Here is a 13,662-nt window from a genome sequence, read left to right as displayed (position 1 = left end):
GGCTCACCCGTCCGACGCGAGCGAGAGCACCGTGGCCTCATCGCTGTACGGCACCTTCGTGTCGCCGACGATCTGGCAGGGCTCGCTGCCCTTGCCGGCGATGAGGATGAGGTCACCCCGGGCGGGCCGTGGCCATGGCGTGCGCGATCGCCTCGGCGCGGTCGGGGATCGCGTGAACGCGGTCCGCGCGCCGTCGTGCCGGCGAGGACGTCGCCGATGATCCGCAGCGGATCCTCCGTCCGAGGATGTCGCTGGTGACGACGACCTGGTCGGACAGCTCGGCCGCGATCCGTCCCATGGCCGGACGCTTGGCGCGATCCCGGTCCCCGCCACAGCCGAACACCGTCACGAGGCGACCCGTCGCGCCGGTGCGCAGTGTCCGCAGCACCTGCTCCAAGGCGTCCGGGCTGTGCGCGTAGTCCACCACCACCGTGTACGGCCGGTTCACCGGCACCACCTGCATCCGGCCCGGCGGACCCAGCTGCGCGGCCAACGGCGCACCGCGTCGTCGAGTGGGACGCCGAGCTCGACCGCCGTGGCGAGGACGGCCAGCGCGTTGGAGACGCTGAACTCGCCGAACCCGCGCACCGACGCCGGCACCGCCTGACCGTCCGCGTGCACGACGAACACCGTCCCGTCGACCCTTCGCCGTAGGTCGGTGGCGACGAGCTCGGCGTCCGACCGCAGCGCGAACGTGCGGGCGTTCCAGCGCCGCTCGATCCGGCGGCCGACGGGATCGTCGGCGTTGGCCACCGCCGCTCGGCGAGCGCGATCGAGGACGCCTCCACCACCACGTGCGTCACGCCGCCGTCGGCGAACCGACGGAGGAGGCTCTGGACATCGACCGACTCCGGCGTGGTCGGCGTGCGCCGCTCGACATCCAGCTCCACGCCGTCCACGGAGATGCCGATCGTGCCGATCACCCCCACCCTGGCGCCCAGCGTCCGCAGGACACCGCCCAGCGCGTAGCTCACGGAGCTCTTGCCGTTGGAGCCGGTGACCGCGACGACCGACAGCTTCCGTGCCGGGTAGCGGTAGAACGCGCACGCCACCGCCGCCGCGGCGGCCGCGGGATCGGTGACGTGGATGTCCGCATCCGACCCCGGCGGTCCGATCACAGCGGTCGCGCCGGCGGCGCGCGCCTGGGCGATGTGGGCGACTCGAGCCGTCGGCACCTTCGCCAAGGAGACGAAGACCGCGCCCGAGGTGACCCGCCGGGAGTCCACCTGCACGCCCGTCACGACGTCGTCGAGGGCGAGCTGACGCACAGCTCGCGCGTCGTCGGGAAGAACGGCCAGGATGTCCTTGACGGTGATCATCTCCCGCCTCGGGCGACGTCTCGACCGGGCCTGCTCGACCGCGTCCGTGGCGAACCTGCCCCAGTCTCGAGCACGCGACGCGCCGGCGTGCCCCACGTAGGCTCGCGGCTATGGAGCGATACGACGCGGTCGTGGTCGGCGGCGGGCACAACGGCCTGGTCGCGGCCGCCTACCTGGCCAAGGCCGGCCTGTCGGTGCTGGTCTTGGAACGTCTCGACCACATCGGCGGAGCAGCGGTGAGCGAGCGTGTCTTCCCCGGGCTGGACGCCAGGTTGTCGCGGTACTCCTACTTGGTCAGCCTGCTCCCCGACCAGATCGTCGCCGACCTCGGACTCAAGGTCAGGCTGGCATCCCGAGCGGTCGCCTCCTACACACCCGTCATCCGGCATGGGGCGCACACCGGCCTGCTCGTCGAACGCGACCCGGGACCGGCGACCGAGGCGTCGTTTCGAGCGCTCACCGGCGGAGACACGGAGTACGCCGCCTGGCGACGCTTCTACGGCGAGCTCGGGGCGATGGCCCGCACCCTCGCCCCGACGATGCTGGAGCCACTCCGGCCGGCCCACGAGATGCGCGCCCTGGTGGGCGCAGAGACGTGGGAACGCTTCGTCGCGACACCGGTCGGCGTGGCGATCGAGGAGGCGTTCCGAGACGACACCGTGCGAGGCGTGGTCCTGACCGACGCGCTCATCGGAACCTTCACCCACGCCCACGACCCGTCGCTGCGGCAGAACCGCTGCTTCCTCTACCACGTGATCGGCAACGGCACCGGTGAGTGGCGCGTGCCGGTCGGCGGCATGGGCGCGGTGACGGACGAACTGGCCCGGGCCGCCCGCTCGGCGGGCGCGACGCTGCGCACCGGCGCGAAGGTCATCCGCATCGACACCGACGGTCGCTCCGCTGAGGTCCGCTATGTGGCGAACGAGCAGGACGAGGCCGTCTCCGCGGCGTACGTCCTGGCGGGTGTGGCCCCGGCCACACTCGATCGGCTTCTCGGCCGCACACCGGAGCACGTCCCCGAGGGGTGCCAGATCAAGATCAACCTGCTGCTCACCCGGCTGCCCAGGTTCCGCTCGGGAGTCGACCCCGCGCAGGCCTTCGCGGGCACCCTGCACATCGACGAGGGCTACACGGCGCTGCGGCAGGCCTACGACGAGGCGGCCGCGGGTCAGCTCCCGAGCCGGATGCCGAGCGAGCTCTACTGCCACACCCTCACCGACCCGAGCATCCTCGCCCCAGAGCTCGTCGAGCAGGGCTGGCACACCGTGACGCTCTTCGGCCTGCAGACGCCGGCGCGGTTGTTCGACGATCCCGACCAACGGGACAAGGCCGCCCAGGCCTGCCTCTCCGCCCTCAACGCCTACCTCGAGGAGCCCATCGAGGACTGCCTCGCCCGCGACGCCGACGGCCGACCGTGCCTGGAGGTGCGGAGTCCCCTCGACATCGAGAGCTCGATCGGGATGCCGGGCGGCCACATTTTCCACGGCGACCTCGCCTGGCCGTGGGCCGAGGCCGAGGACGAGGTGGGGACGTGGGGTGTCGAGACCGCCGTGCCGAACCTGCTGATCTGTGGCAGCGGGGCCCGGCGAGGCGGCGGGGTCAGCGGGATCGGGGGCCACAACGCGGCGAAGGCGGTCCTCGATTTCGTCGCTGGGAGGGGCACTGCTAGCATTCCGGAGGCCGAGCGCCGCTAGCTCAACTGGCAGAGCAGCTGACTCTTAATCAGCGGGTTCGGGGTTCGAGTCCCTGGCGGCGCACAAACCGCCTCTGGCCTGCGGAAATGACAGGTCAGAGGCGATGGTGCACCTGCCTCGTGGCGAGGTGACCAGCCGTCCGGCCAGCTAGCTCGCGGTCGCCGCGAGAGACGTGGAGGACGGCGGTTCAGCCGTCGGCCGGAAGGGCGTCGGCCCGCGCAGGGCGCGGAGCGAGTTCAGGATGGTGGCGAGGTCGACCAGCTCCTGGATGAGCGCGCCGGCCACCGCGGGAATCGCTCCGGTGGTTGCGACGAGCATGAGGCCGACGCTGAGCGTGACACCGATCCAGATCGACTGGCGCGCGACCCGCAGCGTGCGGCGGCTCACCGCGTGAGCGTCGACGACACCGTCGAGGGAGTTCCGCAGCAGCACCACGTCCGCGGCGTCGCCGGCCGCCGTCGACCCGCGGGCTCCCATCGCGACACCGACGTCGGCCGCCGCCAGGACCGGGGCGTCGTTGACCCCGTCACCGACGACCAAGGTGGGGCGCGGCGTCATCGCCGTCGCCAGGTCCACCTTGTCCGTGGGGAGCAGCTCGGCGTGGACCTCGGTGATGCCTACCTGCGCGGCGATGCCCTGAGCCGTGCCCGCGCTGTCGCCGGTCAGCATGGCGACGCGGCGAACGTCGTGATCCCGCAGCCAGGACACGACAGCGGGCGCCTCGGGCCTGATCTGGTCGGCCAGGACGAGCACACCGGCGTAGGTGCCGTCGATCGCGACGAACGCGGTGGCGTGGCCGGCCCCGACCGGCTCCGGGCCGATCGGCCCCGCGACCGCCTCGACGAAGGCGCGCTTCCCGACGGCCACCTCACGTCCCTCGACGTCCGCGACCACACCATTCGTGGCTTCCTCACGGGCCTCCCGTGCCGAACGCACGGGAACACCTCGCTCGGTGGCGGCGCGGACGATCGCTCCGGCGAAGGCATGCGTGGAGTACTGCTCGGCTGACGCGGCGAAGGACAGCAGGTCACAGGCGTCGAAGCCGGAGCGGGCACGAATGTCCACGACGTCGGGATTGCCCTGGGTGAGTGTGCCGGTCTTGTCGAACGCCGCGGATCGGGTGCGGGCGAGAAGCTCGAGCACGCCCCCGCCCTTCACGATGACGCCGGCTCTCGACGCGCGCGACATTCCACCCAGGAACGCCACAGGCGCCGCGATGAGAAGGGGGCAAGGCGTCGCGAGGACGAGGACCTCCGCGATCCGTACGACATCGTGCGACATGAGATAGGCGGCGCCTGCGATAGCCAGCGACACCACCGTGAATGGAACTGCGAATCGGTCGGCCAGCCTGACCACAGGCGCCCGGGACTCCTGCGCAGCTTTCACCAGTTCGACGATTTGCTGGTACTGGCTTTCAGCGCTCGAGCGCAAAGCGCGAACTCGCACCGCGCGCTCGCCGTTGACCGACCCGGAGTACACGTCCTCGCCGCGTTCTCGGACGACGGGTAGGCTCTCGCCGGTCAACGACGAGTCGTCGAACGTGCCAGTGTCGGACAAGAGCTCGCCGTCGACTGGCACGATTTCCGCCGGGCGGACCAGCAAGACGTCACCCGGGCGAACCTCGGTGACTGGAACGTCGCGGTAGACCCGCGAACCGTCCGGCGCGGCCGTGACGACGTGCGCCATCCGCGGGGAGCGGTCGAGCAACGCGCTGAGGTCGTGCTTGGCGCGACGCTCGGCGTACTCCTCCAAGGCGTGTCCGCCGGACAGCATCAACACCACGATGAGGGCGGCGACGTACTCGCCGACGGCCAACGTGGCGACCATCGCCATGATGGCCAGGACATCGATTCCCCACCGGCCGCGCAGAGCCGCCTTGACCATGCCGACGCCTGCCCAGCCGATGATCCCGGCGACGTACGCCGTAGCGGTCCATCTCCCCACCTCGGGCAGACCCACGGCGGTGAGCACGAGAACCGCCAGCCCAACGACGATCGTCAGCCAGACCACCGGATAGCGCACGACGCCCGGGACGATGGTCACCCAAATCCTCTACCCTCCACCGAACCCCGCTTCACCGCGACATTTGCTGGTGAGAGCGCTCAGGATTCTGGAGAAGAGCACTCAGACGGCGAGGGCGCCCCACCACGGCGCGTTCGACCTGCGATACGCGCTCTTGGCCTGGGTAGGAGCGACATGTTACAAGATACGAACCGAGCGTGATCGGACGCCTGGAGATCCCCGGAGGCGCCCCGATGAGACGCAGTCGCCACCACCGTGGCTCATATCGCGGCACGGGCTCATATCGCTGCACGTCGCGCGCGTCACGACGCCAGTACGCTTGTCGCCCGCCTCGCATCACCACCACATCGAGTGCGCGTTCGTCCTCCGCCCACACGACGGGCGCCCGTGAGCACGCCCTGCCCTCGACCCGACCGCCACCGACTCCCACGACGTCTCGTCCAGGTTGTCCGCTTCATGGGAAGGGGCCGAGCCGTGCGACGAAAGAAGTCCGCGACAGACAGGGGCCAGGAGGAACGCGAGTTCCAACGCCACCTGTTACGCGTTCAAGAGCTGACTGAGAATGCGGTGGTTCAGACTGAGAAGGTCGACCTGAAAGTCCAACGGCTTCGTGTCCTGCTCCACGCGGCGGTCTCACGGGGGGTCCAGCCTTTCGACTTCGAGCAGGCGAAACGCAAACTGCCGGAGATCGACCTCGGAAGCGACGCCACTCCCCTCCCCGTTCCGAAGTGGGAGGAGTACGCCCCCAAGCCCGTCAGTCTGATCCGACGCCTGCTCCCGTTCCCATCGCGACGGCAACCCAGCCTGGCCGAGGCGGAAGAAGCGTTCGCCAAAGCCCTCGAACGCTACCGCAGCGAGGAGGCCGCGCGGGAACGCCGAGTCGAAGAGCGGCGACGCGAGTACGAGACGACCCGGGCCGCGGAACTGGAGATGCTTCGCCGACACAACGCGGAGATCGACCATTTCCGTGAACGGGTCTTCGCCGGCGACCGGCAAGGCGTCAGCGAGTACTACGCACGGGTCTTCGAGCCGATCGTCGACCGTGGCTTCCCCACCGGTCGGCGTTTCGCCTACGTGCCAGAGTCCAAGCTGCTCCTCATCGAGTGGCAGGTGCCGAAGGCCGACATCGTGCCCCGGGAGAAGGAGTTCCGCTACAACAAGGCGACGGACTCCGTCGGTGTCCACAAGTGGCGATCGATCGCTGAGGTCCGCGCCATCTACCGTGACGTGCTTGCCCAACTGGCGCTGCGGGCGGCGTTCGTGGCGTTCGGGTCCGATCCCGCGTCGCTGGTCGAGACGCTGGTCTTCAATGGCGTGGTCCCGGACGATGGAGCGGCACGGTCCGGCGTCCAGCCGGCGACCGGGACCGCCGACGCCAGCGGCACGTGCCTCATCAGCATGAGCATCTCCCGTCGACACTTCGCACGGCTCAACCTCACCAACATCGACGACGCCGTGGAGACGATCCGCAAGCACTGCGGAGGTGTGATCTCCGCCTATCCCGACGAGTACGCCGGGGTCACTCCCGTCCTTCCGTACGAGCTCGCGGACCCGACCCTCACCCCACCACCACCGACCCGGGCGCCCAACCTGTGGACCGCGCCGATCGAGGACGTCAACCGCCTCATGGAGCGGCTGCTGGAGCGGATGGGCTACACGGTCGCACAGCTCGAGTCCTCCGGCGAGTACCTCGCCAGTCGGACGACCTCGTCGGGAGAGGAACGCACGGTCGTCCACGTCCGGCGCGCGACTGGGATGCTGGACGTGTCGCAGGTGCGAGCGCTGCAGTCGGCGGTCCGCCATGAACGCGCCAACGCAGGCATCCTGCTCACCACGAACGGCCTCCACCCACAGGCGTTCGAGTACGCCCACGGGCGGCCACTGCGGCTGTATGACGCCCACGCCGTCCGCGCCCTGTGCCACAAGCACGACCTGCCTGTGCGCATCGAGCCGGCGGATGCCCCTGGCCCGTCCGCTGTCGCCGGAGCTTCGACGACCACGTCCGCGGTCGAGCGCTGACGTTTCGGTTGGGCGTCCCTGCGGTCTCGACACGGCGGCCCAGTGACGTCACAGCTGGCTGCCGTGGCGATGTCGCAGCTGCTCGGGCTCGGCCATGAGCTCGACCACCTCGTCCCAGGGCAAGCCGGAAGCACGCAGCAGATCGTGCGCGATGGAGCGGACTTGGGCCACGATCACGTCGGTCGAGAAGCCGCCCTCCCCGATCGTGGCGGTCGCCTCCCGCGCCGCTTCCAGTGCGCCCTCCCCCGCCCGGACCGGCTCCTGTCCCCGCGCGAGCTCCTCACGCATGGCCCGGGCCGCTGCCGCCAGCTGGCGCAGCGCGGACGGCAGTCGTTCCGGAATTGGTTCCCCGGCACGCAGCGCCGCCACGGCGCGCCTGGCGAGGACCCGCACGTTGCGGGACGCGAACTCCACGTGTGCGACCGCTTGGTCGTACATCGCCACGTGTCGGCGGGTCCGCCAGCGCAGCGGAGCGATCCGCGCGATCTCCGTTCCCGCCGTCGTCGCGTCCCGGAACTCCCGCGTCGACCTGTCGCTTTGTCGTGCTCGGGCCAAGGCCGCCTTCGCTCGCTGGACGTCGCCCGCCTCGAGGACGCTGGCCAGCTCGTCCAGTCGAGCCGCCAGCGCACTCAACGTCCGGTTCGCTGCCCGGCGCGCGACGGAGATCGGGTTGACCGGCAGCAGGACGGCGTTGACCAGAAGGCCGACACCGCCACCGATGACCGCGTCGACGAAGCGAGTCGGCCCGCCGGCACCCGTCGCCAGCGCCACGACGAGGACGGCCGACACCGCTCCCTGGTTGACCAGCAGCGGGCCGCCGCCCACCAGGACCGCGGCGGCCATCGCCAGCACCACGACCAGGCCGATCTGCCAGGTTCCGCGTCCCATGAGACGGATGAGCAGGTCGGCGATGAGGATGCCGAGCGCGACGCCGATGACCAGCTCGATCGACCGCCGCAAGCGTTGCCCGAAGGAGACGCCCAGGGAGATGACCGCGGCGATCGGCGCGAAGAAGGGCTGGTCGTGACCGACCAGCCTGGCCGCCGCGAACCACGCGAGCGCCGCGGCGAGCGCGCACTGCACAATCGGGAAGAGGCTGGACGTCAGGGCCTGAAGCCGCGTCGCCATCGAAGGCTCGTAACGCCGCGCGGCCTCGTCGATCCGCCGTGCGAGTCCGGTCGCACCCTGCCGTCGACGTGCCATCACCTGCAGGGTTGCACGCCGAGCCTCGTCCCAGGGAGCCGAACACGGGAAGCCGGACAGGGAAAGCCCGACACGAAAAGCCACCGCCCGGCCTCCTCACCCGGCGGCGGAGTCTTGGTGACGTCGTGCCCGAACGCGAGACGAGCGGCCGCGACGAGGAGATCCGTGCTACAGGTAGAGGCCGGTCTGGTCGTCCTCCAGGCGCTCCGACGCCACCGCGTGGATGTCGCGTTCCCGGAGCAGGATGTACTCCTGCGCGTGCAGTTCGATCTCGGCCCTGTCCTCCGGATCGAACAGCACCCTGTCGCCGACGACGATGGTCCGCACGTGGGGCCCGATCGCCACCACCCTCGCCCAGGCGAGCCGCTTGCCCATCTTCGCCGTCGCAGGGATGACAATCCCCGCCGACGATCGACGCTCACCCGTCTCGGCGTCGACGACGACGAGAACTCGGTCGTGCAACATCCGGATCGGCAGCTTCTCGGTGCTCATCCGTCCGGTCGGCGTGTCGGTCACGTTGTGAGAGGGTACGGCGGCCGGCCGGCGTCCCGCCAAGGGGGGCCGGGCCTCGCGAATGTCGCCAACCCCGCCGACACGGTGACGAACCGTGGTCATTCGCACGGCGACGACTGGCCGGATCGCCTGCGCGTCGTTCAACCCGCGGGGGTCCTCTGCGCGTCTGTGCGGGAGAGCCGAGACGTTCGTGGAGGTGTCATGGACCGTTGGCGCGGGCTCGCACGCCTCGTCCGGCGCGTCACGACCGCCCTCGTCATCACGCTGTGCGCCGCCGGGACCCTCGTCGCGACGCCCGACGCGGCGTGCGCGTGCGATTGCGGGCAACCGTCCGCGTCGGAGGCGTTCGAGCGCGCCGATGCTGTCTTCATCGGACAGGTCGTGGAGGTCAAGCGCCCCTGGTTCACGTCCCTCGGCAGCGACACGGCGGTGTGGACCTTCGAGGTGAGCGAGGTCTACAAGGGAGAGGTGCGACGGCGGCAGGAGGTGGTCTCCCACGCCCAGAGCACAGCCTGTGGTCTCGACCTCGAGGGCTCCGAGCCGTTCGTCGTGTTCGCTTCCACGGACGGCACCGACCCGACTCCCGCCGAGGGGCAGCTCGCCGCTCACCGGTGCAACGGCACGGGTCCAGTGACGGCGGAGATTCGGCGGATGCTCGCACGGATACCGGCCTCCGATCCGGCACCCCCGTCGGTCACCGCGCGACAGTGGCCATGGACCGCCGGCATCGCCGGGATCGGTGTCCTCGCGACCGGCGCCTGGTGGCTGTGGCGCCGGCGCCGACGGCCGACGGGCTGAACGCGACCAGCGGGGGAGCGTTGGGCCGAAGTGGCTCACCTCCCGAGGCGACACCGAGGCGGCGCACCCGGGCCGCCCACCGGAGCGGCTCGCCTAGGAACGGCCGCGGCGCTTCCTCAGGACGATGACGCCCACCACCGCGACGGCCACTGCCACGGCCACCACGACGCGCGTGGTCCGGAGCTGACCGTCCCGTGTCATGACCGTCAGCTTCGCTCGCTGCGCCCCGCGCGAGGCCAGCTCTCTCGGTTGGACACGCTGCACCAGGGCGTCGACGGTGGCCGCCAGCCGCTCCCGGGTCTCCGCCAAGTCGGCCTCGATCTCCTGCGGCGTCCGGTTGTCCTCGGAGGGTCGCTTCTGCTCCGGAATCGCCCGCCTCGTCGTGTCGCCCACGATGACCCCTTCCGATCGCGCTGCCCATACCACCAGCACGGCCACCCAGCACGCCGAATGTGATCACCTCAGTGTTTCAGATCCGCCTGGCGCGGGGCTCGCTCGTCGCTGACTTCCACCGACTCCAGACCGGACGAAGCCACGCGGCCCGGACACCAGGGACGTCCCGCCACGCACGTCGCACGGGGCCGGACCCTGAGCCGTGAGCGGAGTCAAGCCGCAGGACGGGCGGCGGTCTGCTCAGCGGTCGCGCGTCGCGAACCGGGGGTCGAAGCCGTACGGCAGCTCCAGGCGATGCGCGGCCATGAGGTCAGCGTCCGCGAGGATCGCCGCGGTGGGACCATCGGCCACGACGCGACCCTCGTCGAGGACGACCGCCCGCTCGCACAGCTCCAGCGCGTACGGCAGGTCGTGGGTGACGAGGAGCACGGTCACGTCGAGCCGGCGTAGGATCTCAGCCAGCTCCCTCCGGCTGGCGGGGTCCAGGTTGCTCGACGGCTCGTCGAGGACAAGGATCGACGGCTCCATCGCCAACACGGTCGCGACTGCCACCCGACGCCGCTGGCCGAACGACAGGTGGTGGGGCGGGCGCTCGGCGTGCTCCTCCATGCCGACCAGGCGCAGTGCTTCCCGCACCCGAACGTCGAGCTCGGCGCCGCGCAGGCCGAGGTTGGCCGGCCCGAAGGCGACGTCGTCCCAGACGGTGGGCATGAACAGCTGGTCGTCGGGGTCCTGGAACACCACCCCGACGCGCCGCCGGACCTCGCGGAGGTTCTCGTCCCGCACCTCCAGCCCGTCGATCCGGACCGATCCCCGTCCCGGGGTGAGGATGCCGTTGAGGTGGAGCACCAGCGTCGTCTTGCCGGCTCCGTTCGGTCCGAGCAGGGCCACCCGCTCCCCCCGCCCGACGGTGAGGTCGACGCCGTAGAGGGCCTGGTGGCCGTCGGGGTAGGCGTAGGCGAGGCCGGTGACCTGGACGACGGGATCGCTCATCGCGCCACCGAGACGGCGAGGGTGACGACGGCGGCGAGAGGGAGGGCAGCGGCAGAGGCCCAGGCCCTGAGCGTTCCTCGCTGGCCTGAGAGCTCCGGTAGTGCTCCCGTGTAGCCGCGGGACAGCATCGCGAGGTGGACGCGCTCGCCTCGCTCGAAGGAGCGGATGAACAACGCTCCAGCCGACCGCGCGAGGACAGGCCACGACCGGGGTCCCCGCGGGACGAAGCCGCGGGCCGCCCGGGCGAGACGCATTCGCGCCATCTGGTCGGCGATCACGTCAATGTAGCGCACCATGAACGCGACAATCTGGACAACGAGGGCCGGGACCTTGAGCCGCTGGAGCCCGACGAGCAGGTCTCGCTGGCTGGTCGTCGCGGCCAGCAGGATCGACGCGAGCACGCCCACCGTGGCTTTGGCCACGACGTTCCAGCTCGACAGGAGCCCGGACACCGACAGCGACAGGCCGATCACCTCGGTCCGGCGTCCCTCGGCGACGAACGGCAGGAGCAGCGCGAAGACGACGACGGGTGTCTCGACGACGAGTCTCGGCACCACCACGCGGAGAGGGACGCGGGCGAGGGCGGTGACCGCGACCAGCAGCAGAGCGAAGCAGGCGAACGCCGCGTACTCCGTGGGCGGTGTCGCCACGACGACGAGCACGAAGCTGAGGACAGCCGCGATCTTGCACTCCGCCGGCAGCCGGTGGACCGGGGAGTCCCGGTCCACATAGAGCCGATGAGTGAGCCCGTGCGTCACCTCAGCGTCCTCGTCCCGCCTCCTCGGCCTCCTCTGGCTGGCGCTCCGTCGCCGGCGCGGACGCGCGTTCGCGCCGGCGCACAGCGTAGGCGAGCCCGCTTCCGACAGCCAGGACGAGAAGCACGCCGATGACACCGGCGAGCCCGCCGGAGAGGAAGGCGTTGTCCACACCGGCGACGCCGTAGTCGGCGAGGGGCGAGCCGGCGGTGGCGCTCTCCTTCTCGGTCACGTGGAAGCCGAGATCCTCAGCCACTCGGTTCAGGCCGTCAGGGCTCGCGGAGGCGTAGTAGCTCACGAGGCCCGCGAGCGCCAGGCTGACCAGCAACCCAGCCACGAGGAGCGTCGTGGTCCGAACCGGCGTCTTCACGAGCTGACCTCCTTGGACACGACGGGACCGGTGCGAATGGTGAGCTCCTGGCCGGCGAGGAACTTCCGCGCGCCGTAGACGAGGTCGGGACGGACGGCGAGGACGGTCGCGACCGTGGCCGCCGTGATGGCCGCCTCGCCCAGGCCGATGAGGACGTGCCACCCCAGCATGGCGGTGGCCAGAGCCGCGAGGGAGATGTCGGCCGTGCCGCCGACCGCGTAGAGCGCGACGAACCCCAGCGCGGAGACCGGCACCGAGATCAGGCCGGCCACGAAGGACGCGGGGACCGTCGAGGACCGCCGGGCCGGGAGCAGGCGGAGCGCCAGCCGGAAGACGAGCCAGCCCGCGGCGACGGTGAGCACGCCCATGAGCACCACGTTGGTGCCGAGCGCGGTGATCCCGCCGTCGGCGAAGAACAGCGCCTGGACGAGGAGGACCACGCTCATACACAGCACGCCCGTCCAGGGCCCGACGAGGACGGCGGCGAGCGCGCCGCCGAGGAGGTGGCCGCTCGTGCCGGCGCCGACGGGGAAGTTGAGCATCTGGACGGCGAAGACGAACGCCGCGACCAGGCCGGTCAGCGGCGCGGTCCGGTCGTCGAGCTCGCGGCGGGCCCCTCGGAGCGAGACGCCGATCGCGGCCGCCGCGACGACGCCGGTGGCCACCGAGGTGGGGACGTCGAGGAATCCGTCAGGTACGTGCACCGCTCGCTCCTCCCCTGCGGGACGACGGCTGCCGTCGTGTAGCTATTTGCCAGACATTCTTACATGCAAGGAATGTGCAATAAGACGATCAAGGAGCCTCTCAGATCGGTGGGCGACTGCCGGTGGGGGATGATGGGGGTCGTCGACCGCCGCGTGCCCCGTGGCACGACCAGCACCGCTCTGGAGGATCCGTGGCACCCACCCCTCGGCTCAGTCCCGGCGACCCCGCGCCCGACTTCGAGCTCAGCGACGCCGACGGCACGACGGTCCGCCTGTCCGACTACCGCGGCCGGAAGGTGATCGTCTACGTCTACCCGGCGGCCATGACCCCGGGGTGCACGAAGCAGGCATGCGACTTCCGGGACTCGCTGGAGAGCTTCCAGGCGGCCGGCTACGCCGTGCTCGGGGTCTCACCCGACTCGCCCGCCAAGCTCAAGGCGTTCCGCGAGAAGGAGGGGTTGACCTTCCCCCTGCTCTCCGACCCCGACAAGCGGATGCTCTCGGAGTGGGGCGCCTACGGCGAGAAGCAGTCGTACGGCAGGACGATCACCGGCGTCATCCGGTCGACCTTCGTCGTCGACCCGGACGGGACGATCGCGCTCGCACAGTACAACGTCCGGGCGACCGGACACGTAGCGAAGCTTCGCCGCGACCTCGGGTTGTGACCGGGCGCCCGACAGGGCGACGGTGGATCTCTTCCGAGCTGATTCCATGATCGGCTCGGGGCGGGTCGGCGCGGCCACTCGTGGCCGTAGACTAGGCGGCCGCGGACGGGGTCACACGCGAGAGTGGCGGAATTGGCAGACGCGCCGGACTTAGGATCCGGTGCCCTCGGGCGTGAGGGTTCGAGTCCCTCCTCTCGCACGCTCCCCGTCGGCG

14 protein-coding genes, 2 tRNA genes and 1 pseudogene are annotated in these 13,662 nt (G+C 70.7%); 7 read left to right on the top strand and 10 right to left on the bottom strand.

The window, feature by feature from the left end; all coding sequences use genetic code 11:
* Positions 1-112: 112 nt before the first annotated feature.
* Together DFJ64_RS15450 and DFJ64_RS19970 are read right to left on the bottom strand one after the other, a co-directional pair.
* Complete coding sequence (locus DFJ64_RS15450) at positions 113-448, bottom strand: glutamate ligase domain-containing protein (RefSeq protein ID WP_211310628.1); 336 nt, start codon at positions 446-448, stop codon at positions 113-115.
* Positions 445-974 (bottom strand): annotated as a pseudogene (locus DFJ64_RS19970) (Mur ligase family protein). Before DFJ64_RS19970 ends, DFJ64_RS15450 begins: the two are co-directional and overlap by 4 nt.
* A gap of 112 nt (positions 975-1,086) precedes the next feature.
* Here DFJ64_RS19970 and DFJ64_RS19965 point away from each other — a divergent pair.
* From DFJ64_RS19965 to DFJ64_RS15430, 3 genes are all read left to right on the top strand, one after another.
* Positions 1,087-1,263, top strand: a complete 177-nt coding sequence (locus DFJ64_RS19965; protein WP_245941350.1) for a hypothetical protein — start codon at positions 1,087-1,089, stop codon at positions 1,261-1,263.
* Positions 1,264-1,429: 166 nt separating this feature from the next.
* Positions 1,430-3,013, top strand: a complete 1,584-nt coding sequence (locus DFJ64_RS15435) for a phytoene desaturase family protein (protein WP_115851087.1) — start codon at positions 1,430-1,432, stop codon at positions 3,011-3,013.
* Positions 3,004-3,076: transfer RNA gene (locus DFJ64_RS15430), tRNA-Lys, on the top strand. Before DFJ64_RS15435 ends, DFJ64_RS15430 begins: the two co-directional genes overlap by 10 nt.
* An 84-nt stretch (positions 3,077-3,160) precedes the next feature.
* On the opposite strand, the gene DFJ64_RS15425 is transcribed toward DFJ64_RS15430, so the two are convergent.
* Complete coding sequence (locus tag DFJ64_RS15425) at positions 3,161-5,056, bottom strand: heavy metal translocating P-type ATPase (RefSeq protein ID WP_115851086.1); 1,896 nt, start codon at positions 5,054-5,056, stop codon at positions 3,161-3,163.
* Positions 5,057-5,602: 546 nt separating this feature from the next.
* Between DFJ64_RS15425 and DFJ64_RS15420 the strand changes: the two genes are divergently transcribed.
* Positions 5,603-7,054 carry a restriction endonuclease gene (locus DFJ64_RS15420; protein WP_170152629.1) on the top strand — a complete coding sequence of 484 codons (1,452 nt, stop codon included), beginning with the start codon at positions 5,603-5,605 and terminating at the stop codon, positions 7,052-7,054.
* A gap of 48 nt (positions 7,055-7,102) precedes the next feature.
* On the opposite strand, the gene DFJ64_RS15415 is transcribed toward DFJ64_RS15420, so the two are convergent.
* Together DFJ64_RS15415 and DFJ64_RS15410 are read right to left on the bottom strand one after the other, a co-directional pair.
* Positions 7,103-8,257, bottom strand: a complete 1,155-nt coding sequence (locus tag DFJ64_RS15415) for an FUSC family protein (protein ID WP_211310627.1) — start codon at positions 8,255-8,257, stop codon at positions 7,103-7,105.
* A gap of 168 nt (positions 8,258-8,425) precedes the next feature.
* Entirely contained in the window at positions 8,426-8,749 is a 324-nt protein-coding gene (locus DFJ64_RS15410) for a GroES family chaperonin (protein WP_115852138.1), read from the bottom strand.
* A 222-nt stretch (positions 8,750-8,971) separates the two neighbouring features.
* Here DFJ64_RS15410 and DFJ64_RS15405 point away from each other — a divergent pair, with 222 nt between their 5' ends.
* Positions 8,972-9,568 carry a hypothetical protein gene (locus DFJ64_RS15405; protein WP_115851084.1) on the top strand — a complete coding sequence of 199 codons (597 nt, stop codon included), beginning with the start codon at positions 8,972-8,974 and terminating at the stop codon, positions 9,566-9,568.
* A 93-nt stretch (positions 9,569-9,661) separates the two neighbouring features.
* Here the strand turns inward: DFJ64_RS15405 and DFJ64_RS15400 are convergent, their stop codons facing one another.
* The 5 genes from DFJ64_RS15400 to DFJ64_RS15385 form a co-directional block, all read right to left on the bottom strand.
* Positions 9,662-9,961 carry a DUF3618 domain-containing protein gene (locus DFJ64_RS15400; protein ID WP_245941161.1) on the bottom strand — a complete coding sequence of 100 codons (300 nt, stop codon included), beginning with the start codon at positions 9,959-9,961 and terminating at the stop codon, positions 9,662-9,664.
* Between the two features lie 240 nt (positions 9,962-10,201).
* Complete coding sequence (locus DFJ64_RS15395; protein WP_115851083.1) at positions 10,202-10,954, bottom strand: energy-coupling factor ABC transporter ATP-binding protein; 753 nt, start codon at positions 10,952-10,954, stop codon at positions 10,202-10,204.
* Complete coding sequence (gene cbiQ / locus DFJ64_RS15390; RefSeq protein ID WP_115851082.1) at positions 10,951-11,712, bottom strand: cobalt ECF transporter T component CbiQ; 762 nt, start codon at positions 11,710-11,712, stop codon at positions 10,951-10,953. The genes DFJ64_RS15395 and cbiQ overlap by 4 nt, the downstream gene beginning before the upstream one ends.
* Before the next feature lies 1 nt (position 11,713).
* Positions 11,714-12,079 (bottom strand): PDGLE domain-containing protein, encoded by a 366-nt coding sequence (locus DFJ64_RS19515; RefSeq protein ID WP_170152628.1) that lies wholly within the window; start codon positions 12,077-12,079, stop codon positions 11,714-11,716.
* Positions 12,076-12,783 (bottom strand): energy-coupling factor ABC transporter permease, encoded by a 708-nt coding sequence (locus DFJ64_RS15385; protein ID WP_170152627.1) that lies wholly within the window; start codon positions 12,781-12,783, stop codon positions 12,076-12,078. The genes DFJ64_RS19515 and DFJ64_RS15385 overlap by 4 nt, the downstream gene beginning before the upstream one ends.
* A 191-nt stretch (positions 12,784-12,974) precedes the next feature.
* On the opposite strand from DFJ64_RS15385, the gene bcp reads away from it, so the two are divergent.
* Both bcp and DFJ64_RS15375 read left to right on the top strand, forming a co-directional pair.
* Complete coding sequence (gene bcp, locus DFJ64_RS15380) at positions 12,975-13,448, top strand: thioredoxin-dependent thiol peroxidase (protein WP_115851081.1); 474 nt, start codon at positions 12,975-12,977, stop codon at positions 13,446-13,448.
* Positions 13,449-13,565: 117 nt separating this feature from the next.
* Positions 13,566-13,647: transfer RNA gene (locus DFJ64_RS15375), tRNA-Leu, on the top strand.
* The last annotated feature ends 15 nt before the right edge of the window (positions 13,648-13,662 follow it).

It is taken from the genome of Thermasporomyces composti (assembly GCF_003386795.1).
Taxonomy (GTDB): Bacteria; Actinomycetota; Actinomycetes; order Propionibacteriales; family Actinopolymorphaceae; genus Thermasporomyces; species Thermasporomyces composti.
Note: the sequence above shows the minus strand (reverse complement) of the source record. Positions and strands in the feature narration are given on the sequence as shown.

Excerpts from the sequence above, each read along its gene's own strand:
- DFJ64_RS15395 (WP_115851083.1), bottom strand. The coding sequence starts at position 10,954 with ATGAGCGATCCCGTCGTCCAGGTCACCGGCCTCGCCTACGCCTACCCC.
- DFJ64_RS15405 (WP_115851084.1), top strand. The coding sequence starts at position 8,972 with ATGGACCGTTGGCGCGGGCTCGCACGCCTCGTCCGGCGCGTCACGACC.
- DFJ64_RS15415 (WP_211310627.1), bottom strand. The coding sequence starts at position 8,257 with ATGGCACGTCGACGGCAGGGTGCGACCGGACTCGCACGGCGGATCGAC.
- DFJ64_RS19965 (WP_245941350.1), top strand. The coding sequence starts at position 1,087 with ATGTCCGCATCCGACCCCGGCGGTCCGATCACAGCGGTCGCGCCGGCG.
- DFJ64_RS15435 (WP_115851087.1), top strand. The coding sequence starts at position 1,430 with ATGGAGCGATACGACGCGGTCGTGGTCGGCGGCGGGCACAACGGCCTG.
- DFJ64_RS15410 (WP_115852138.1), bottom strand. The coding sequence starts at position 8,749 with ATGAGCACCGAGAAGCTGCCGATCCGGATGTTGCACGACCGAGTTCTC.